We start from the raw sequence: 21,102 nt of genomic DNA, 5'->3' as shown, positions 1-21,102 counted from the left end.
GGATTGGACTGTACCGGTCGCACGTCAGATTGCCCACCACGCACAGCAATCAGCCGGGATACGGGCTGTGTCACCCGTCGGCTCCATGGTCCCGGAGGAGAGCAGCAGCCGTCCCGGCAGGGGCAGTTCGATCACCGATCCGGTGGTGTTGAGGGTGCAGACCAGGCCCGGGCGGGACAGGGCGAGCAGCCCTTCGGGGCCCGGCAGCCACCGCATCGGGCCGCCCGGCAGCTCACGGCGGAGCGCCAGCGCCGAGCGGTAGAGCTCGAGCGTCGAGTACGGGTCGCCGGTCTGGGCCGCCACGGACAGCTCCCGCCAGCTGTCCGGCTGGGGCAGCCAGCTGGATCCGGGGCCGAAGCCGTACGGCGGTTCCTCGCCGGACCAGGGGATCGGCACCCGGCAGCCGTCGCGGAAGCCGTCCTGCCCCGCCGCGCGGAAGAAGGCGGGGTCCTGGCGCACCTCGCTCGGCAGATCGGTGACCTCGGGCAGGCCGAGCTCCTCGCCCTGGTAGATGTACGTCGAACCGGGCAGCGCGAGCATGAGCAGCGCGGCCGCGCGGGCCCGGCGCAGCCCCTGCTGCCCGCCGCCGTAGCGGGTGGTGTGACGGACCACGTCGTGGTTGGACAGCACCCAGGTGGTGGTCGCCCCCACCGAGGCGGTGGCGGTCAGTGACTCATTGATCACGCTGCGCATCGCCTCGGGATCCCAAGGGCACCGCAGGAACTGGAAGTTGAAGGCCTGGTGCAGTTCGTCGGGGCGTACGTACAGCGCGAGCCGGTCCGGGCCGGGGGCCCAGGCCTCGGCGACGCCGATCCGGTCGCCGGGGTAGGAGTCGAGGAGCCTGCGCCAGGAGCGGTGGATCTCGTGCACCCCGTCCTGGTCGAAGAAGGGCAGTTTCTGGGCGCCGATCAGCCTGGCCTGTTCCTTGTGGCCGATGTCCGGCAGGCCGGCCGCCTTGACCATGCCGTGCGCGACATCGATACGGAAGCCGTCGACGCCGAGGTCGAGCCAGAAGCGCAGCACCGACTCGAACTCCTCGTGCACCTCCTCGTTCTCCCAGTTGAGGTCGGGCTGCTCGGGGGCGAAGAGGTGGAGGAACCACGCACCGTCCGGAGTGCGGGTCCAGGCGGGGCCGCCGAAGACCGACTCCCAGTCGTTCGGCGGCAGCTCACCGGCGGTGCCCCTGCCGGGCCGGAAGTAGTAGCGCTCGCGGGCCGCACCCCCGTCGTGGTCCGCGAGCGCGGCCCGGAACCACGCGTGCTGGTCCGACGTGTGGTTCGGGACGATGTCCACGATCACCTTCAGGCCCAGCCCGTGGGCGGTGCGGACGAAATCGTCGGCGTCGGCGAGATCCCCGAAGAGCGGGTCCACGGCCCGGTAGTCGGCGACGTCGTAGCCGCCGTCGGTCTGCGGCGAGGCGTAGAAGGGTGTGAGCCATACGGCGTCGATGCCCAGCTCGGAGAGATGAGTCAGACGCCGGGTGGCCCCGCGCAGATCCCCGACGCCGTCACCGTCACTGTCGGCGAAGGAGCGCACGTACACCTGGTAGATGACGGCATCGCGCCACCAGCCGCCGCCCTCGGTGGAAGAGCTTGCAGGACGCGGCCCCTCGGCTGCCGCGGGGCCGGGCAGGGCGACGGCGGAAGCGAGTTCGTGGGTCATGGGAGGTCCCTCTCGTACGGTCCGGGGGCGGGGGGACGTACAACTAACGAGGTCAACGTGGGTGTGGGCGCGTGGTGACGGTGCTCGGAGGACCAAAATAACAGCCCTGCAAGAGCTTGCGAGGGGTGTTTCAGGAGTCTGCCGCAGCTGCCCGGGGCGGCGGAAATGGCCGCCGTCAAGCGATCTAATGGCAACTCTCAGGACACGCGGATGTAACGATCCCCCGCTCTTGCAGAAAATTGCCGCAAGGTCTTTCCGCTCTCTTTCATCCTTGTTACGTTCCTGCCGAACCCGGCGCCGCGAGGGAGCGGTCGGCAGGGGGCTTGGCCTCCGCCATCTCGGGCATCTCTGAAGGAGTTCACATGCGGCGTGGCATAGCGGCCACCGCGCTGGTAGCGGCACTGGCACTGGCAGCGACGGCGTGCGGCGGGGACGACGGCGGTGACACGGCCGGCGGCCCGGTCACCCTCACCTGGTGGGACACGTCGAACGCGACCAACGAGGCGCCGACGTACAAGGCGATGATCGCCGAGTTCGAAAAGGCGAACAAGGACATCAAGGTCAAGTACGTCAACGTCCCGTTCGACCAGGCGCAGAACAAGTTCCAGACCGCGGCCGGCAGCAAGGGTGCCCCCGACATCATCCGCGCCGAGGTCGGCTGGACCGCCTCCTGGGCCAAGTCGCAGTTCCTGGCCCCGCTCGACGGCACGGACGCGCTCAAGAACACCGGGGACATCACTCCCTCGCTCCTCAAGCAGGCGCAGTACCAGGGCAAGACCTACGGTGCCCCCTTCGTCACCGACTCCCTCGGCCTGATGTGGAACAAGGAAATCCTGAAGAAGGCCGGCTACGACAAGGCGCCGGCCACCTGGGACGAGGTGAAGACCGTCGCCAAGGCGGTCAAGACGAAGGCCGGCGTCGACGGCTTCACCCTCCGCGCCGACGCCTACTTCGAGCTGCCGTTCCTCTTCGGCGAAGGCACCGACATGGTCGACGCCGCCGGCAAGAAGATCACGGTCAACTCGCCCGAGGCCGTCAAGGCCGTGGACACCAGCAAGGCCCTGCTCGCCGCGCCGGGCGTCTCCAAGCTCGATGTGACCGCCGACTCCTACGCCCACATGATGGACGCGTTCAACACCGGCAAGGTCGCGATGATCGTCCAGGGCCCGTGGGAGCTGACGAACGTCTACAAGGGCGCGGCCTTCAAGGACAAGGCCAACCTGGGCATCTCCAACGTCCCGGCCACCGCCTCCGGCAAGGCCGGCGCCCCGACCGGCGGCCACAACCTCTCCGTGTACGCCGGCTCCGACAAGGCGCACCAGGCCGCGGCCCAGAAGTTCGTCGGCTTCATGACCTCGGGTGAGACCCAGGCCAAGATCGCGCTGAAGAACGGCACGCTGCCGACCCGCACCTCCGCCTACACCGCCGAGGTCAAGGCCACCCCGGGCATCACCGAGTTCCAGGCGATCCTCGCCGGCTCCGCCCGGCCGCGTCCCGAGCTGCCCGAGTACAGCTCGCTCTTCGCCGACCTCGGCACCAACCTCGCCGCGATCCTTCAGGGCAAGGTGAGCACCCAGAAGGGCCTCGACACCACCGCCGAGTCCTACAAGAAGCTGCTCAAGGACTTCTCCTAAGGCGACCACCGGCCGTCCGGACCGCTCCCGAACAGGGACGGGCCGGACGGCCGCCCGTGGTGGTACGGCCGGCCCACCGGCCGTACCACCAGGCCGCACACCCTGCTGAGAATCTGTCGTAAAGGTGTCGAAGATGACCGTCGCCGTCGAGGGCGGAAGCCGAAAGACCCAGCGTGGCGCCGGGCCGCGTCGCGGGCCGATGAGCCGTATCAGGCAGTCGTACAACCGGAATTGGTACGCCTGGGCGATGGTCGCCCCGGTGGTCGCGGTCATCGGCGTGCTGGTGCTCTACCCCCTGGTGCGCGGCATCTATCTGTCGCTGACCGATGCCAACAGCAACAACGTCGGCCGGACGATCGGCGTCAACGAGATCCCCGACAGCTTCTCGTGGGTGGGTCTCGACAACTACACGGAGATCCTCTCCGGGGGCGACCACCAGTTCTGGCCCCACTTCATATGGACCATCGTCTGGACCGCCATCTGTGTGGCCCTGCACTACGGGATCGGCATGGGCCTCGCCCTGCTGCTCAACCGTAAGATCCGCGGCCGCACCTTCTACCGGATGGTCCTGATCCTGCCGTGGGCGGTGCCGACCTTTGTCACCGTCTTCGCCTGGCGGCTGATCCTCGCCGACGACGGCGGTGTCTTCAACATGGCTCTGGAATGGGCCCACTTGCCCACCCCGGCCTGGCTCAGCGATCCCTTCTGGCAGAAGACCGCCGCCATCATGGTCAACACCTGGGTCGGCGTCCCCTTCATGATGGTCTCTCTTCTCGGCGGACTGCAGTCGATCCCGCCCGAGCTCTACGAGGCCGCCGAGGTGGACGGTGCCACCCCCTGGCAGCGCTTCCGGTACGTGACGCTGCCCGGCCTGCGCTCGGTCAGCAGCACGGTCGTCCTGCTCGGCGTCATCTGGACCTTCAACCAGTTCGTCGTCATCTTCCTGCTGTTCGGCAACAACTCGGGCACGGACGCCCAGATCCTCGTCACCTGGGCATACCGCCTCGGCTTCGGACAGGACCCGCGCGACTACGCCGGCTCCGCCGCGTACGGCGTCATCATCCTGTCCATGCTCATCGTCTTCGCCTCCTTCTACCGGCGATGGCTGGCCCGCAACGAGAAGGCCGTCTGACGGTCCCGCCCAGGCCAAATCAGCACCAGCCATGACGAAAGAGAGGGCCAACCTCATGAGCACCACAGCAGATGTCCGGGTCGCGGGAGCGGCCGAGGCGGCCACCGCCGGACCGCCCCGCAAGCGCGCCTCGGGCAAGAGGCAGTTGAGGCGCGGAGAGCGCCCCCGTTCGGTATCCCTGCTGATCCACGGCGCGCTGATCATCGCCAGCTTTGTCGCGGCCTTCCCGATCGGCTGGATCGCCTGGATCTCGCTCGGCCCGGACAAGACCGACTTCCTCCACCCCGGCGACATCGCCGACAAGATCAGCTTCGAGAACTACACGACGGTCCTGAACGACACGTCGTTCCTCCAGTGGTTCGTCAACTCGCTGATCGTCGCGCTCGGTACCTGCCTGCTGGGCGTGTTCATCGCCGCCAGCTCCGGCTACGCGGTCTCCCGGATGCGTTTCCCCGGCCACCGTCAGCTGATGTGGACCTTCCTGGTCACCCAGATGTTCCCGGTCGCCATCCTCATGGTGCCGCTGTACAACATCCTGGCGAACCTGGGTCTGCTCGACACCTACTGGGCGCTGATCCTGGTCTACTGCACCACGGCGATCCCGTACTGCGCCTGGCTGCTCAAGGGGTACTTCGACACCATCCCCGCGGAGATCGACGAAGCCGGCCGGATCGACGGACTCACTCCGTTCGGCACCTTCTACCGGCTGATCCTGCCGCTCGCCCGGCCGGGTATCGCGGTGGCCGCGTTCTACACCTTCCTCACCGCCTGGGCCGAGGTCGCCTACGCGTCGGTGTTCATGCTCAGCGACGACAAGTACACCCTCGCCATCGGCCTGAAAACCTTCATCAGCGAGCACGACACCCAGTGGGACCTGATGGCCGCGACCTCCGTGCTCATCGCCATCCCCGCGTCGCTGTTCTTCTACCTGGTCCAGCGCCATCTGGTCACCGGCCTCACCGCCGGCGCCGCCAAATCCTGACCCCCACGAACCGGGGCACCCGGCTGCCTGACCGGCCGGGTGCGCCCTGCTGCCCGACGTTTCGCCCGAATCGCTGTACCGAGCCTCAGAGGGATCGAGAATGACCCAGTACCTGGCTGACGCCCATCACGCCGACCTGCCCGCGGCTTCCGCGGACTGGTGGAGAGACGCCGTCATCTACCAGGTGTACCCCCGCAGCTTCGCCGACGGGAACGGCGACGGCATGGGCGACCTTCCGGGCATCCGCAGCAGACTGCCGTACCTCAAGGAACTCGGCGTCGACGCCGTGTGGCTGAGCCCCTTCTACGCCTCCCCGCAGGCCGACGCCGGCTACGACGTCGCCGACTACCGGGCCATCGACCCGATGTTCGGCACGCTGCTGGACGCCGACGCGCTGATCCGGGACGCCCACGAACTCGGGCTGCGCATCATCGTCGACCTGGTGCCCAATCACTCGTCCGACGCCCACGAATGGTTCAAGCGCGCACTGAGGGAGGGCCCGGGATCCGCGCTGCGCGACCGCTACCACTTCCGTCCCGGCAAGGGGGAGAACGGCGAACTGCCCCCCAATGACTGGGAGTCCATCTTCGGCGGCTCCGCCTGGACTCGCACCGAGAACCCCGACGGCACCCCCGGCGACTGGTATCTGCATCTCTTCGCCCCCGAGCAGCCCGACTTCAACTGGGAACACCCGGCCGTCGCGGACGAGTTCCGCTCGATCCTGCGCTTCTGGCTCGACATGGGCGTCGACGGTTTCCGGATCGACGTCGCCCACGGCCTGGTCAAGGCGCCGGGCCTGCCCGACATCGGCGGCAGCGACCAGCTGAAACTGCTGGGCAGCGATGTCATGCCCTTCTTCGACCAGGACGGCGTTCACGAGATCTACCGCGCCTGGCGCAAGATCCTCGACGAGTACCCCGGCGACCGCATCGCCGTGGCCGAGGCGTGGACACCCACCGTCGAGCGCACCGCCAACTACGTGCGCCCCGACGAGCTGCACCAGGCCTTCAACTTCCAGTACCTGGGCACCCATTGGGTCGCGGACGAGCTGCGCCGGGTGATCGACGAGTCGCTGGACGCCATGCGGCCCGTCGGCGCCCCGGCCACCTGGGTGCTCTCCAACCATGATGTGACCCGCCACGCCACCCGCTTCGCGGGCCCGCCGGCGGGCACCCAGATCCGTGAGGCCGGCGACCGGGAGCTGGGACTGCGACGGGCCCGCGCCGCCACCCTGCTGATGCTGGCGCTGCCCGGATCCGCCTATCTCTACCAGGGCGAGGAACTCGGTCTTCCCGACGTCACCGACCTGCCCGACGAGGTCCGGCAGGACCCGGCCTTCGGGCGCACGGAGGGCCAGGACGGCTTCCGCGACGGCTGCCGGGTGCCGATCCCGTGGACCGCACAGGGCTCGTCGTACGGCTTCGGCGCGGGCGGCAGCTGGCTGCCCCAGCCGGACAGCTGGGCAGGGCTGAGCGTCGAGGCGCAGACCGGTGACCCGGACTCGACCCTGGAGTTGTACCGCAGCGCCCTCGCGGCGCGCCGCGCGCACCCCGCGCTGGGCGCGGGCGACGCGGTCGAGTGGCTGGAGGCGCCCGAGGGTGTGCTCGCCTTCCGCCGGGAAGGCGGCTTTGTCTGCACCGTCAATACGACGGGCACGGCCGTACGGATACCGGCACCCGGCCGCGTACTGCTGGCCGGCAGCGCTGTTCGGACGGCCGGGGGCGAGGCCGAGCTGCCCGCGGACACCGCTGTGTGGTGGACGGTGTGACGATTCCCCCGTCGCGGGGCGGCGCCGTCCAGACCGGCACCGCCCCGCGGCTCGCGGACATCGCGGCTCAGGCTTCGGTCAGCGAGGCGACCGCGAGCCGCGTGATGAACGGCAAACCGGGCGTGGCGAGCGGTACCCGTCAGCGGGTGCTCGCGGCGCTCGACGTGCTCGGATACGAGAGGCCCGTACGGCTGCGGCAGCGCAGTGCGGGTCTCATCGGCCTGCTGACCCCCGAGCTCATCAACCCGATCTTCCCCGCGTTCGCCCAGGCCATCGAGCAGGTCCTGGCCGGACACGGCTACACCCCGGTGCTCTGCACCCAGCTGCCGGGCGGCGCGACCGAGGACGAGCTGGTCGAACAGCTCCAGGAGAGCGGCGTCAACGGCATCGTGTTCCTGTCCGGACAGCACTCCGACGCCTCGGCCGATCACACGCGGTACGCCGAACTCGTCGCCCGGGGAGTTCCGTTCGTCCTCATCAACGGGTACAGCGAGCGCATCAGCGCGCCCTGCGTCTCCTGCGACGACCGGTCGGCGATGCGTATGGCTGTGCACCATCTGGCCGAACTGGGGCACGAGAGGATCGGTCTGGCGATCGGTCCCGGCCGCTATGTGCCGGCCCACCGCAAGACCGAGGGCTTTCTGGACGGCCTCGCCTCCATCCTGGGCTACACCGGCGCCGCGGCCGAACAGCTGGTCCAGCGCTCCTTGTTCAGTGTCGAGGGTGGCCATGCGGCGGCCGGTGCGCTGTTGGACAAGGAGTGCACCGCCATTGTCTGCGGCAGCGACATGATGGCGCTCGGCGTCGTCCGGGCGGCCCGGGAGCGCGGCCTCGATGTGCCATACGACCTCTCGGTCGTCGGGTTCGACGACTCGCAGCTGGTGGCGTTCACGGATCCGCCGCTGACGACGATCCGCCAGCCGGTGAAGGCGATGGCGGCCGCGGCGGTCGGCGCGCTGCTGGAGGAGCTGCAGGGAAGTCCGGTACAGAGCACGGAGTATGTGTTCCAGCCGGAACTCGTGGTCCGGGGCACCACCGCGCAGGCGCGCCGGTAGACGCGTAACCGGACCGGCCGGCCGAGCGCGTGGGGACCGGGCTTGCCGGCCCCCCGGCCGGCCGGCCCGGAGCCCTGGCTGAAAGTAGCACCTCTGCAAGACTTGCGAAAGGTCTTGCAGTTGGGAAACAGCAAGATTTCCGCAGTGCTACGAGAGTGTGTCCGAAGGGTTGACCCCGGACCGGGGAGGCTCGTACGGTCGCGACCGCAATAACTTTCTGCTGCCTTGCAGCAAGAACCCTCAAAGGCCTTACGGGCACGGCGCGTTGCCGGACAAGGCTGCACCGTCACCCGCACCTCCCCCCATGCAGGAGGAAAAATGGCCGGCAGACCTCTGGCCGCGGCGCTCGCCCTTGTGGCGGGCGCCGCGGTGAGTGTGGTTGCACCGACGGGCGCCGCGCAGGCGACCCCGCCGGGGGACAAGGACGTCACGGCCGTCCTTTTCGAGTGGAAGTTCACGTCGGTCGCGAAGGCGTGCACCGACACCCTGGGCCCGGCCGGCTATGGCTATGTCCAGGTCTCTCCGCCCCAGGAGCACATTCAGGGCGGGCAGTGGTGGACCTCGTACCAGCCCGTCAGCTACAGGATCGCTGGCCGGCTCGGCGACCGCGCCGCGTTCCAGAGCATGGTGAGCACCTGCCACGCGGCAGGTGTGAAGGTCGTCGTCGACAGCGTGATCAACCACATGGCGTCGGCGTCGGGCACCGGTACCGGCGGCTCCTCGTACGAGAAGTACAACTACCCGGGCACCTACTCCGGCGCGGACATGGACGACTGCCGCTCGAACATCACCAACTACGGTGACCGCGCCAACGTCCAGAACTGTGAGCTTGTCGGGCTCGCCGATCTGGACACCGGTGAGGATTACGTACGCGGCCGAATCGCCACGTATCTGAACGACCTACTCTCGCTGGGCGTCGACGGCTTCCGTATCGACGCTGCGAAGCACATGCCGGCCGCGGACCTCGCCAACATCAAGTCCAGGCTCGGCAATCCCGGCGTGTACTGGAAGCAGGAGGCGATCTACGGGGCGGGCGAAGCGGTCTCGCCCAGCGAGTACCTGGGCAACGGCGACGTCCAGGAGTTCCGGTACGCCCGTGACCTCAAGCGGGTCTTCAACAACGAGAACCTCGCCTATCTGAAGAACTACGGCGAGGGGTGGGGGTACATGGAGTCCGGCAAGTCCGGGGTCTTCGTCGACAACCACGACACCGAGCGCGGCGGCGACACCCTCAACTACAAGGACGGCGCCAACTACACGCTCGCGAATGTCTTCATGCTGGCGTGGCCGTACGGATCGCCGGACGTCCACTCCGGCTACGAGTGGTCGGACAAGGACGCGGGACCGCCCAACGGCGGGACGGTGAACGCTTGTTGGCAGGACGGCTGGAAGTGCCAGCATGCCTGGCCGGAGATCAAGTCGATGGTCGCGTTCCGCAATACGGCGCGCGGTCAGGGCGTCGTCGACTGGTGGGACAACGGCGGGGACCAGATCGCGTTCGGGCGGGGTTCGAAGGCGTACGTCGCCATCAACCACGAGTCGTCGTCGCTCACCCGCACGTTCCAGACGTCGCTGCCGGCGGGTGGTTACTGCGACGTGCAGTCGGGCCGTGCGGTGACGGTCAGCGCCTCGGGCCAGTTCACGGCAACGCTGCCCCCGAACACGGCGGTGGCCCTCCACGCGGGAGCCCGCGCCTGCGGCTAGCCCTTGCTGGGGCGGGGCTCCTGTTGGGGCTCCGCCCCGAGCCCCGCGCCTCAATCGCCGGCGGGGCTTGATTTGGCACCGTCCGACCTGGGGCTCCGCCCCGAGCCCCGCGCCTCAATGGCCGGCGGGGCTTGATTTGGCACCGTCCGACCTGGGGCTCCGCCCCAGACCCCGCGCCTCAATCGCCGGCGGGGCTGCATTGCAGCCCGTCCGGCGATTGAGGACACGCCCGAAGGGCGTCCCCACCCAAGGAGAACCAACCGGTGACCACCACCCCCCGCGTCAGCGCGGCCGGCACCGCCATAGGCACCGCCGCCGCCCTCCTCGCGGCGCTCATATCCGCCGGGCCGGCCGCCGGCGCGCCCAGACCCCCCGCCCCGCCCTCCGACCGCGCGCTCGCCGACACCCCCGCGCGGCATGACCTGACGCGGGAGCAGTTCTACTTCGTCCTGCCCGACCGGTTCGCCAACGGCGATACGGCGAACGACCGCGGCGGACTCGACGGCGACCGCCTCGAAACCGGATACGACCCCACCGACAAGGGCTTCTACCAGGGCGGCGACCTCAAGGGCCTGACGAGCAAGCTCGACTACATCAAGGGCCTCGGCACCACCGCCATCTGGATGGCGCCCATCTTCAAGAACCGGCCCGTCCAGGGCACCGGCAAGGACGCGTCCGCCGGGTATCACGGGTACTGGATCACCGACTTCACCCAGGTCGACCCGCACTTCGGCACCAACGCCGACCTCGAGAAGCTGATCGACAAGGCCCACGCCAAGGGCATGAAGGTCTTCTTCGACGTCATCACCAACCACACCGCCGACACCGTCGACTACGCCGAGAAGAAGTACGGCTACCGCCCCAAGGGCGCCTATCCGTACCTGGACAGCAGCGGCCGCCCGTTCGACGACCGGGCCGGGATCGGGAAGGTCGACGCCGGCTCCTTCCCGTACACGCCCAAGGGCAGCGGGAAGAAGGTGCCCGCCTGGCTCAACGACCCGACGATGTACCACAACCGCGGTGACTCGACCTTCGCGGGCGAGAGCTCCGAGTACGGAGACTTCTCCGGCCTCGACGACCTGTGGACCGAGCGTCCCGAGGTCGTCAAGGGCATGGAGGAGATCTACGAGAAGTGGGTCCGCGACTTCGACATCGACGGCTTCCGTATCGACACCGTCAAGCACGTCGACATGGATTTCTGGACCCAGTGGGCCACCGCGCTCGACGCATACGCCGCCAAGCGCGGCCGGGACGACTTCTTCATGTTCGGCGAGATCTTCGCCGGGGACACGGCGATCACCTCGCCGTACGTCACGCGCGGCCGGCTCGACGCCACGCTCGACTTCCCCTTCCAGAGCGCGGCCCGCGCCTACGCCTCGCAGGGCGCGTCCGCCGACCAGCTCGCCGACGTGTTCGGGAACGACTACCGCTACACCAGCGACAAGGCCAACGCCTATGAGCAGGTGACCTTCCTCGGCAACCACGACATGGGCCGCATCGGCACCTTCCTCAAGCAGGACAACCCGAAGGCCGACGACGCCGAGCTGCTGAAGCGGGCGCGGCTCGCCAACCAGCTGATGTTCCTCTCCCGCGGCAATCCGGTGATCTACTACGGCGACGAGCAGGGCTTCACCGGCGCGGGCGGCGACAAGGACGCCCGCCAGAGCCTCTTCGCCTCCAGGACTGCGGACTATCTGGACGACGACCAGCTGGGCACGGACCGTACGCACGCGTCCGACGCGTACGACACCTCGCATCCCGTCTACCGTTCGATCGCCGCGCTCTCGAAGCTCACCAAGGAGCACCCGGCGCTGCGCGACGGCGTCCAGACGGAGCGGTACGCCAAGGACTCGGTGTACGCCTTCTCCCGCACCGACACCAAGGCGCGCACCGGGCCCATCGAGTATCTCGTCGCCGTCAACAACGCGGACAGCGCGAAGACCGTGACCATCCCCGCGGACGCCACGGACTTCCGTGCGCTGTACGGCGGTTCGGGCGCGGTGCACGCCGTCGACGGGAAGATCACCGTCACCGTGCCGGCGCTGTCCTCCGTCGTGCTCCGGGCCGCGAAGCCGTTCGCCGCGCCCGCCGCCAAGCCCACGCTCACCCTCAAGGCCCCGGCCGCCGGAGCCACCGGCACCGTCGAGATCGCTGCCGACGTGAACGGCGGAGGTCTGAACCGCGTCGTCTTCGCCGCCCAGGCGGGCAACGGCAAGTGGCGCACCCTCGGCTCGGCCGACCACGCCCCGTACAAGGTCACTCAGTACGTCGATGTGGCGGCCGGAACCTCCCTGCGCTACAAGGCAGTTGTGGTGGACGGCGCGGGACGTACAGCCAGTGACCGGGCGGAGACGACCGCCGGCCAGGCACCGCCGCCCGAGAAGCCGGTGGCCGTCGAGCGCGACTACGCGGTCGTCCACTACCAGCGGCCCGACGGCGACTACGACGGCTGGCAGCTCAGGACCGGCACCCAGCAGATCGCCTTCACCGGCCGTGACGCGTACGGCGCCTTCGCCTGGGTCAAGCTCGCCGAGGGCGCCGCGACCGTCCCGTACACCGTCGAGAGGAACGGCACCGCGGACGGCCCGCAACGCACCGTCGACCTGGCCCGCACCGGCCAGGTGTGGATCGCCCAGGGCAAGGAGGGCCAGTCGGACACCGCGCCCGACGGCGCCTACCCGCCGCAGGACAGGGCGAAGGCCGTTCTCCACTACAACCGCGCCGACGGCGACTACGACGGCTGGGGTCTGCACACCTGGACCGGCGCCGCATCGCCCACCGACTGGTCCAAGCCGCTCCAGCCGGTGAAGAAGGACGCGTACGGAGTGACCTTCGAGGTGCCGCTCGCCGCCGGCGCGACCTCGCTCAGCTACATCCTCCACAAGGGCGACCAGAAGGACCTGCCGACCGACCAATCCCTGGACCTCGCGACGTACACGAACGAGGTCTGGCTGCTGGCCGGGCAGCCGAAGTATCTGCTGCCGCAGACCGGCGGCGCGCCCTCACTCGACCTCGCCAAGGCCGAGGCCCAGTGGATCGACCGGAACACCGTGGTCTGGAAGGTGAAGGCGACCGACGCCACCAGCCAGCAGCTGGTGTACGCGGCGGACGGCGGCATCACCGTCAAGGACGGCGCACTGTCCGGCGAAGGCCGGTGGCTGCGTCTCACCTCCGCCACTCTGAGCGACGCGCAGAAGGCGAAGTACCCGCACCTCAAGGACTATCCGGCGTTCACCGTCGACACCCGCGACCGGGCCCGGGTCCGGCAGTCGCTGCGCGGCCAGCTCATCGCCACCCAGCGCGCGGCCAACGGTGCGCTGCTCGCCGCAACCGGCGTCCAGACGGCCGGGATCCTCGACGACCTGTACGCGGGCAAGGCCACCCAGGCAGCCCTGGGACCGGTCTTCGACCGCGGCCGCCCCACCCTCTCCCTCTGGGCTCCCACCGCGCACTCCGTCTCGCTCGAACTCGACGGCACAACGGTCGCCATGCGACGGGACGACGCGAGCGGCGTCTGGTCCGTCACCGGCCCCAAGGGCTGGTCCGGAAAGCAGTACAGATACGCGGTGAAGGTCTGGGCGCCCAGCGTCCAGAAGCTCGTCACCAACAAGGTCACCGACCCGTACTCCACCGCCCTGACCACCGACTCGGCACGGAGTCTGGTCATCGACCTCGCCGACCCGAAGCTCGCCCCGGCGGGCTGGACAGGTCTCAGGAAGCCGGCCGCGACACCGCTGCGCGACGCGCAGATCCAGGAGCTCCACATCCGCGACTTCTCGGTCGCGGACCGCACATCGAAGCACCCGGGGCAGTATCTGGCCTTCACCGACCGTGACTCACGGGGCATGAAGCATCTGCGCGCGCTCGCCGCCTCCGGTACCTCCTACGTCCACCTCCTGCCGGCTTTCGACATCGGCACCATCCCGGAGAAGAAGTCCGACCAGTCCGTGCCCGACTGTGATCTGTTGGTGTACGCGCCGGACTCCGACAAGCAGCAGGCCTGCATCGCGAAGGCCGCCGCGAAGGACGCGTACAACTGGGGCTACGACCCGCTGCACTACACCGTTCCGGAGGGCTCGTACGCCTCCGATCCGGAAGGCACCCGGCGTACGGTCGAGTTCCGGCAGATGGTGCAGTCCCTGAACTCCAGCGGCCTGCGCACCGTCATGGACGTCGTCTACAACCACACCGTGGCGAGCGGACAGGCCGACAAGTCCGTGCTCGACAAGATCGTGCCGGGCTACTACCAGCGGCTGCTCGCCGACGGCACCGTCGCCACCTCCACCTGCTGCGCGAACACCGCGCCCGAGAACGCCATGATGGGCAAGCTCGTCGTCGACTCGGTCGTCACCTGGGCGAAGGAGTACAAGGTCGACGGCTTCCGCTTCGACCTGATGGGCCACCATCCGAAGGCCAATATCCTCGCGGTGCGCAAGGCGCTCGACGAGCTGACGCCCGCGCGCGACGGCGTGGACGGAAAGAAGATCATCCTCTACGGCGAGGGCTGGAACTTCGGGGAGATCGCGGACGATGCCCGCTTCGTCCAGGCCACCCAGAAGAACATGGCGGGCACGGGGGTGGCGACCTTCTCCGACCGGGCCCGTGACGCGGTGCGCGGCGGCGGGCCCTTCGACGAGGACCCGGGCGTGCAGGGCTTCGCCTCCGGCCTCTACACCGACCCCAACTCCTCGGCGGCGAACGGCACTCCGGCCGAGCAGAAGGCCCGGCTGCTGCACTACCAGGACCTGATCAAGGTGGGTCTGACGGGCAATCTCGCCGCGTACTCCTTCACCGACAGCTCCGGCCGCAGCGTCAAGGGCTCCGAGGTCGACTACAACGGCGCCCCGGCCGGATACGCCGCCGCCCCCGGCGACGCCCTCGCCTACGCGGACGCACACGACAACGAGTCGCTGTACGACGCGCTCGCCTTCAAGCTCCCGCCCACCACCTCACCGGCGGACCGGGCCCGTATGCAGGTGCTGGCGATGGCGACCGCGGCCCTCTCCCAGGGACCGGCGCTCTCGCAGGCCGGGACGGACCTGCTCCGTTCCAAGTCGCTGGACCGCAATTCGTACGACAGTGGTGACTGGTTCAACGCGATCCACTGGGACTGCCGGGACGGCAACGGCTTCGGCCGCGGGCTGCCGCCGGAGGCCGACAACAAGACCAAGTGGCCGTACGCCAAGCCGCTGTTGACGTCGATCACGGTCGGCTGCCCGCAGATCACCGGCGCCTCGGCCGCCTACCGGGACCTGCTCACCATCCGTACCACCGAGAAGGCCTTCAGCCTGGGCACGGCGGGTGAGGTGCAGTCCGCGGTCTCCTTCCCGCTCTCCGGCAAGGACGAGACCCCGGGCGTGATCACGATGCGCGTCGGCGATCTGGTCGTGGTCTTCAACGCCACACCGGAGCGGCAGACGCAGCGGGTCACGGCGCTGGCCGGTAAGGCGTACGCGCTCCACCCGGTACAGGCCGCGGGCGCGGACTTTATCACCAAGTCCGCTTCGTACGAAGGGAGTTCAGGAAGCTTCACCGTACCGGCGCGTAGCGTTGCCGTTTTCGCCCGCAGTTGACCGAAGCGGGTTAGCGTGGTGGGCCGACTACGGGGCGGGGTGTCCTCGGTCCGAGGAGATGCGCGACATGACCCAAGCCGACGGTGCCACTGTGCTGGTCGTCGACGACCTCGAGGCCAACCGCTACGCCATGGGCGCGGTGCTGCGCCGGGCAGGCCACCGGGTCGTGTCCACCGCGAGCGCCGGCGACGCCCTGATCGAGCTCGATACGAGACTCAGGTCGGGTGCGTTGCCGGACGCCGCGCTGGTTGACATCGGCCTGCCCGACATGAACGGCTTCGACCTCTGCCGCCGGATCAAGGCCCATCCGGTGATCGCCGCGATGCCGGTGGTGCACTTCAGCGCCGCGGCGATCACCCCGCGCGACCGCAGCCGCGGACTCGACGCGGGTGCCGACGCCTATCTGACGGTCCCGGTCGAACCGGAGGAGATCGAGGCGGTGATCAGGGCCGCGCTGCGCGGGGCCCGCTCCCGTCACGACGCCGAGGCGCAGGCGGGCCGGCTGACCCGGCTCGCCGCCGCGATCACGGAGCTGCACTGCGCGCACGGCCCGCAGGAACTGGCCGATCTCGCCGCCGCCGCGACCGCCTGGCTCACCGGCGGCCCGGCGGCGGCCTTCGTCTTCGGCGCCGAGGACACGCTGTACGCGGGCAGCCCGCGGCGCTGTGGCTCCCCGCCGGACTCCGGCGCCCGCACGGCCGTGGCCCAGCTGCTGCAGCGGTGCATGGCGGGCCGCTCGGGTGTACATCCCGTGATGGCGCCCGCGCCCCTGTGGCCGCCGGGATTCTTCGTCCCCGAGGTCCCCGGCGGCGCAGCCCTGTTGCTGGCCCGCAGCCGACCCGGCCAGCCGCCGGTCTGTCTGGCCCGCCCGGCCTACGCCCCCAACGACCCGGACACGGCACATCTGCTCGGCCGGCTGGCCCACGCCACCGCCCTCACCGCCGGGACACTGCGCACCGCCGCCGAGGAACGCCATGTGGCACTGACCCTGCAACGCAGCTTCCTGCCCCAGCAGCCGCCCGCCCTGCCCGGCGCCGACCTCGCTCTGCGCTATGTGCCCGCCTCCCGGAACGCCGAGATCGGCGGGGACTTCTATGTCGCCCTCTCCACCCCCGCCGGACTGCTGGTCGGCGTCGGCGACGTGGTCGGCCACTCACTGGACGCGGCGACCGTGATGGTCGAACTGCGGCACGCCCTGCGCGCGTACGCGACCGACGAGAGCGACCCGGCCGTGCTGCTGCACCGCCTCGACCGGATGCTCCAGCGCTACCACCCGGAGGCCACGGCCACCGTCTGCCTGGCCCTGATCGACCCGGTCACCGGCCGCGCCCGGATCGCGAACGCCGGCCATATCCGCCCGCTGGTCGTCACGGCCGACGGCGAGACGTCCTACCTGACGGTCTCCGGCCCGCTGCTCGGCCTCGACCTGGAGCGTCCGCAACCGACCGCTGCCCAACTGAATTACGGCGACCGGCTGTTGATGGTCACCGACGGACTGATCGAGACCCGCGGCACGGACCTCACGGTCTCCCTCGAACGACTCCGCCACGCCGCGGCCCACGCGCCGCGGGGCGTCGCCGCTCTCTGCGACACCCTGCTGGACTGCTTCGGCACCCGGGAGGACGACGTCGCGCTGCTGGCTCTTCAGCTGACGGGCCTCAGCTGACCGGTTTCATCCGACCGCCTTCTCCAGCAGGATCACTCCGTAACGGCTGCCGTCCTTCGCCACCTTGCCCGGCTCCTCACCCGCGACGCGGTAGCCGGCCGCCTCGTAGTACGTCCGCAGCGCGGGATTGTTCGACAGACAGTCGAGCCGTGCGAACTCCCGCCCGGTATCGGCGATCCGCTGCTCGGCGTGCGCGAGCAGCAGCCTGCCGAACCCGGCCGGAGCCGTATCCCGGTCGATCATCAGCCGGTGCACATACCCGGCCACGGGAGGCTGGATTCCCCAGGCGGGCTGGTCCTCCCACCACAGTTCGTACGCCCCGATCGCATCGCCGTCCGCGGTCTCCGCGATCCAGACCTCCCCCTCCTTGATCCAGTGCCGGAAGTGGTCGGCATCCTTGTCGCCGGGCTTCCACTGGGCGATGCCGTTGAGCTGCATCCAGCGGGCGGCCCCGTCGAAGAGAGCGACGAGGGTTTCCACATCGGTGTGGGCGGCGAGCCGACAGATGATCTTCATTCCAGCATTATTGACGGGGTCATGGACACTTGCCCAAGGGCGGGTCCCGCAACTGCCCGACCAGGTCCCCACTGTTCCCCGACCATCCCTTGTCAGCCGTGCTGGAGGGCCCGATGCCGCAGATCACCGTCGACTACTCCGCGAACCTGGAATCCTCCTTCGACCGCCGGGGCTTCGCGCTCGCGCTGCACCCGCTGATCGTCGAGACGATCGACACCGAACTGAACACCTGCAAGACCAGGTTCCGCCGTGTCGACGAGACGGTCGTGGCCGCAGGTACGCCCGACGACGCGGTCATCCACATCGGAATCGCCCTGTTGCCGGGCCGCGCCCCCGAGCTCAAGGCGCAACTGTCGGAAGTCGTCCTGGACCTGCTGGCCGGCCATCTGAAGCCGGCCGAGGGCGTTGTGCCCGTCGTCTCCGCCGAGGTGCGTGACCTGGAAGCGTCCTACCGCAAGCGCTGAGTCGGCACCTTGGAGAGCGAGGGCGCCAGCGTCATGAGCCGGCCGACCAGATCGCCGAACGGGCCGTCGGCCGGCTCGTCCACGAGGATGCGGATCAGGATGCCCGCCATCTCTTCGTCGTACGCCGCACTCACCGCACACAGCGCTGCGAAGTCGTGCACCAGCTGCAACTCCAGCTCGGCGCGCGGAATGCGCCGCCCGTCCAGCCAGAGCAGCGCCGTCGACTCGGCGAGCGACACCCACGACCGTACGACCAACTCCAGGCGCGCCGGCGGAGTGCCGATCCCCAGATGGGCCAGGATCTGTTCGTACGCCGCCTGCCGGACCTCGTCGATCATCGCGTTCGTCGCCGAATCCGCGTCCCTCGAGCAGGCTCCGCCCGCGGAGACCGCGGGACCGCCCCGCATCAACGCCGAGAACCCGGGCCCGTGGTCGTTCACGAAGTCGAAGAACCGTCCCATGACCCGCAGCAGCCGCGCCCCGAGCGGCCCCTCGGGCGGCTCCAGGAACCGCGCGGCCAGCTCGTCGGCGGCTCGCCGCAGCGCGGCCTCGTACAGGCTCTGTTTGCCCGGGAAGTAGTGGTAGACGAGCGGCCGCGAGATGCCGGCGGCCGCGGCTATCTCGTCGATCGAGACATCGTCGGGCGAGCGGTTGCTGAACAGCTCCAGCGCCACACGGATCAGTTGCTGCCTGCGCTCCTCGACGCCCATCCTGCGGCGTACCCCGGTCGTCATGCGAACACCCTAACGGGCAGCGAACGCATATCGGGCCGACGGGTCGAGGCTCTACGACATGCCGTCGACGTACTGGCGGGTAGACCGCAGCGACCGGGGTGAGCCGGAGAATTCCGGGAGCCGCTCAGTGCAGCGCACCCACCCGACGGCCGTCCTTCAGGCGGCCGTTCAGTTCCGCCCGCGCACCCTCCTTCGCCTGTACCGCCAGCAGATGACCCTTCGCGTTGCCGTCTACCCCGCCCGAGGTGGCCAGCGACGCGAACTGCTCGCTTCCCGCCGCGAGTACGAACCAGTGCCCCGCCTGCGACTTCCACAGCACACCCGCCAGCACCCGCGGATCCCGCACTCCGCAGGACGGCGAGTCCTCGGCCCGCGCAGCGATCGCACCCGGCGCACCCGCCTGCGCTCCCGGTGCCTGGAACTGCGCCATGACCCGGCTCCCCGTACCCCGCCAGGTCTCCGCGCGCGTGCACAGCCAGGCCGCCGTGCCGTTCGACTCGGGCAGCGACTGCTGCGCGTACTGCCACGAGTTGACGCTGCGCACGCCGTGCGCGCGCACCCCGGGCAGCAGACAGGCCGTACGGGCCCACGAGGCGCGGGCCGCCTGACCGGTGACGTCCTTCGGGGCGGACGGCGGCCCTGAGGTGAGCCTGGCCGGGGTCAGTTCACCGAGGTCGGTCAGCAGCCGCTCGGCCGTTTCGTCGCGCACCTCCAGCACGTCCCAGGACCGGCAGTCCCGCGCCTGCGCCGGGCTCGACAGCGGGCTGGTCACACCGTCCGTGCCCCGCTGGAGGGGACGCGGACCGACCGCCGGGTCGAGCAGATCCCGTACGGACGTCTTCCGCACCCAAGGAGCCGTCAGATAGCGGACACTGCCATCGGTACGGCTTGCGACAACCGCGGCCGAGGAGGCGGCGTCGGCGCCGTCGGTCCGCGCGAAGTCGAGCGCCACACCGCCGGTGCCGTCCTTCGGCTCGGCATAGCGGACCACGCGCAGCCCGTCGTGGAGCAGCACCACACGTGCCTGGTCGACCTCGCCCGCGTACAGCAGCTGCGGCGAGCCCATCGGCGGGCCCGGGGGAGTGCCCGGTGTCGCGGAGACCTGGACCGCGCTGCCGGGCCTGGCCCAGACGGCGAGCGCGCGGCGCAGCAGCGCGCGGTCCTCGGTGAGACCGCCGCGGGCCGGCCAGACGGAGAAGTCAGTACGGGACGAGCGCTGCCACGCCGAGGCGGAGACCAGCGTCAACCGGGCCGGGTCCAGGGCGGATTCGGCCGCGGGGTTACGTGCGTACGGCGGCGCGGCCGCACCGTCCGGGCCCCAGCCGTCGCCCGGCAGCCCGAGCAGCGCGCCGCACACCGCGAGGGCCGCGGCCGCCACCACGGCCGCCTTGCCGTGCTGGCGGCGGCGCATCAGATCGGTGGGGCGCGCCTGCAGAGAACACGGGTCGAACTCGGAGGATTCGAGAAGAGCCGCAGCGCCCTTTACCGCAGCGCCCTTCGCCTCAGTGCCCCCTCCCTCGGCGTCTCTGCCCTCCGTGCCCTCTCCACCCCGGCTCTCTCCCGCCGCCACCGGGTCCATGCCGTCCGCCTCGGCCAGCGCGGCCCGCGGATCACCGACCCCGGCCGCGCAGAGGGCCTGCTGCACCTCGGCGTCGGGCAGCCCCTCCAGGCCGCGCAGCACATACGCCGCCCTCGCGGGCCCCGAAAGCGCGGAGAGGCGCTGGTCCAGGGCGAGTTCATCGGCACCGCCCGAGCGCGGGAAGACCCGCAGACCCCACACATGCGGCAGCAGCGGCGGGAGCTGCGAGCGCTTCGGCCAGGCCAGCCGCCGCAGCGGGAGTCCGGCGTCCAGGGCCTGGCGCAGCACCCTTCCCCGTACATACGCATAGCCGGGGTCGGCATCGCCCGGCGCCCGCCGGGAGGCCGGGATCGCCGTGTCCATGGCGTCTGTGGCGCCTGCGGGAGCGGTGCGGCCGCGCGGCAGCGAGCGCTGCGCGAGGGCGTGCGCGGTCAGTACACGGCGGTTGCGGCCGAGTGACGGCGGCAGTACGAGATACGCGATCCGTACGAGCCGGGGGTAGTGCTCGACAAGGGCCGCTTCGGCCTGCTCGACCTCGACACGGCCGGCGATGGGGGCGGGAGCGGGAGCGGGAGCGGGCGGGGTGACGACATCCTGTGGGCGCACGTTCAGCAGAACGAGCGAATCGTCCTA

The 21,102-nt window shown here is 69.9% G+C and carries 12 protein-coding genes and 1 pseudogene; 9 read left to right on the top strand and 4 right to left on the bottom strand.

Annotation, left to right across the window (positions count from 1 at the left end):
- Positions 1-24: 24 nt before the first annotated feature.
- The gene (locus tag OG735_RS12265) at positions 25-1,662 is read right to left on the bottom strand and encodes a glycoside hydrolase family 13 protein (protein WP_327323194.1); all 1,638 of its coding nucleotides are present in this window, start codon (positions 1,660-1,662) and stop codon (positions 25-27) included.
- Positions 1,663-2,024: 362 nt separating this feature from the next.
- Between OG735_RS12265 and OG735_RS12260 the strand changes: the two genes are divergently transcribed.
- The 8 genes and pseudogenes from OG735_RS12260 to OG735_RS12225 all read left to right on the top strand — a co-directional run bounded on the left by OG735_RS12260 (position 2,025) and on the right by OG735_RS12225 (position 17,176).
- Entirely contained in the window at positions 2,025-3,296 is a 1,272-nt protein-coding gene (locus tag OG735_RS12260) for an extracellular solute-binding protein (protein ID WP_327323193.1), read from the top strand.
- Positions 3,297-3,429: 133 nt separating this feature from the next.
- Complete coding sequence (locus tag OG735_RS12255; RefSeq protein WP_327323192.1) at positions 3,430-4,428, top strand: carbohydrate ABC transporter permease; 999 nt, start codon at positions 3,430-3,432, stop codon at positions 4,426-4,428.
- A 55-nt stretch (positions 4,429-4,483) separates the two neighbouring features.
- Positions 4,484-5,410, top strand: coding sequence for a sugar ABC transporter permease (locus OG735_RS12250; protein WP_327323191.1), 927 nt, complete (start codon positions 4,484-4,486; stop codon positions 5,408-5,410).
- A gap of 100 nt (positions 5,411-5,510) precedes the next feature.
- Positions 5,511-7,178, top strand: a complete 1,668-nt coding sequence (locus tag OG735_RS12245) for a glycoside hydrolase family 13 protein (RefSeq protein WP_327323190.1) — start codon at positions 5,511-5,513, stop codon at positions 7,176-7,178.
- Positions 7,163-8,233, top strand: a complete 1,071-nt coding sequence (locus OG735_RS12240; RefSeq protein WP_327323189.1) for a LacI family DNA-binding transcriptional regulator — start codon at positions 7,163-7,165, stop codon at positions 8,231-8,233. Before OG735_RS12245 ends, OG735_RS12240 begins: the two co-directional genes overlap by 16 nt.
- A gap of 318 nt (positions 8,234-8,551) precedes the next feature.
- Positions 8,552-9,931: pseudogene (locus tag OG735_RS12235) on the top strand (alpha-amylase); the annotation flags it as partial.
- Positions 9,932-10,239: 308 nt separating this feature from the next.
- Complete coding sequence (gene pulA / locus OG735_RS12230) at positions 10,240-15,510, top strand: pullulanase-type alpha-1,6-glucosidase (protein ID WP_442812598.1); 5,271 nt, start codon at positions 10,240-10,242, stop codon at positions 15,508-15,510.
- A 67-nt stretch (positions 15,511-15,577) separates the two neighbouring features.
- On the top strand, positions 15,578-17,176 hold the full coding sequence (locus OG735_RS12225) for a fused response regulator/phosphatase (protein WP_327323187.1): 1,599 nt from the start codon (positions 15,578-15,580) through the stop codon (positions 17,174-17,176).
- A gap of 6 nt (positions 17,177-17,182) precedes the next feature.
- On the opposite strand, the gene OG735_RS12220 is transcribed toward OG735_RS12225, so the two are convergent.
- Positions 17,183-17,692, bottom strand: coding sequence for a GNAT family N-acetyltransferase (locus tag OG735_RS12220; RefSeq protein WP_327323186.1), 510 nt, complete (start codon positions 17,690-17,692; stop codon positions 17,183-17,185).
- 113 nt (positions 17,693-17,805) lie between these two features.
- Here OG735_RS12220 and OG735_RS12215 point away from each other — a divergent pair, with 113 nt between their 5' ends.
- Complete coding sequence (locus tag OG735_RS12215) at positions 17,806-18,156, top strand: 5-carboxymethyl-2-hydroxymuconate Delta-isomerase (RefSeq protein ID WP_327323185.1); 351 nt, start codon at positions 17,806-17,808, stop codon at positions 18,154-18,156.
- On the opposite strand, the gene OG735_RS12210 is transcribed toward OG735_RS12215, so the two are convergent.
- Entirely contained in the window at positions 18,141-18,890 is a 750-nt protein-coding gene (locus OG735_RS12210) for a TetR/AcrR family transcriptional regulator (RefSeq protein WP_327323184.1), read from the bottom strand. The two genes, OG735_RS12215 and OG735_RS12210, sit on opposite strands and share 16 nt — an antisense overlap.
- Positions 18,891-19,014: 124 nt before the next feature.
- Entirely contained in the window at positions 19,015-21,075 is a 2,061-nt protein-coding gene (locus OG735_RS12205) for a hypothetical protein (protein ID WP_327323183.1), read from the bottom strand.
- Between the last annotated feature and the right edge of the window lie 27 nt (positions 21,076-21,102).

Source organism: Streptomyces sp. NBC_01210, from assembly GCF_036010325.1.
Lineage (GTDB): Bacteria > Actinomycetota > Actinomycetes > Streptomycetales > Streptomycetaceae > Streptomyces.
The sequence above is the reverse complement of the archived record's forward strand: the minus strand, read 5'-3'. Positions and strand labels throughout refer to the sequence as shown.

Bases quoted from the DNA above. Each gene is read 5' to 3' on its own strand.
- OG735_RS12210 (WP_327323184.1), bottom strand. From the start codon at position 18,890: ATGACGACCGGGGTACGCCGCAGGATGGGCGTCGAGGAGCGCAGGCAG.
- OG735_RS12260 (WP_327323193.1), top strand. From the start codon at position 2,025: ATGCGGCGTGGCATAGCGGCCACCGCGCTGGTAGCGGCACTGGCACTG.
- OG735_RS12245 (WP_327323190.1), top strand. From the start codon at position 5,511: ATGACCCAGTACCTGGCTGACGCCCATCACGCCGACCTGCCCGCGGCT.
- OG735_RS12215 (WP_327323185.1), top strand. From the start codon at position 17,806: ATGCCGCAGATCACCGTCGACTACTCCGCGAACCTGGAATCCTCCTTC.
- OG735_RS12265 (WP_327323194.1), bottom strand. From the start codon at position 1,662: ATGACCCACGAACTCGCTTCCGCCGTCGCCCTGCCCGGCCCCGCGGCA.
- OG735_RS12255 (WP_327323192.1), top strand. From the start codon at position 3,430: ATGACCGTCGCCGTCGAGGGCGGAAGCCGAAAGACCCAGCGTGGCGCC.
- OG735_RS12220 (WP_327323186.1), bottom strand. From the start codon at position 17,692: ATGAAGATCATCTGTCGGCTCGCCGCCCACACCGATGTGGAAACCCTC.
- OG735_RS12225 (WP_327323187.1), top strand. From the start codon at position 15,578: ATGACCCAAGCCGACGGTGCCACTGTGCTGGTCGTCGACGACCTCGAG.
- OG735_RS12250 (WP_327323191.1), top strand. From the start codon at position 4,484: ATGAGCACCACAGCAGATGTCCGGGTCGCGGGAGCGGCCGAGGCGGCC.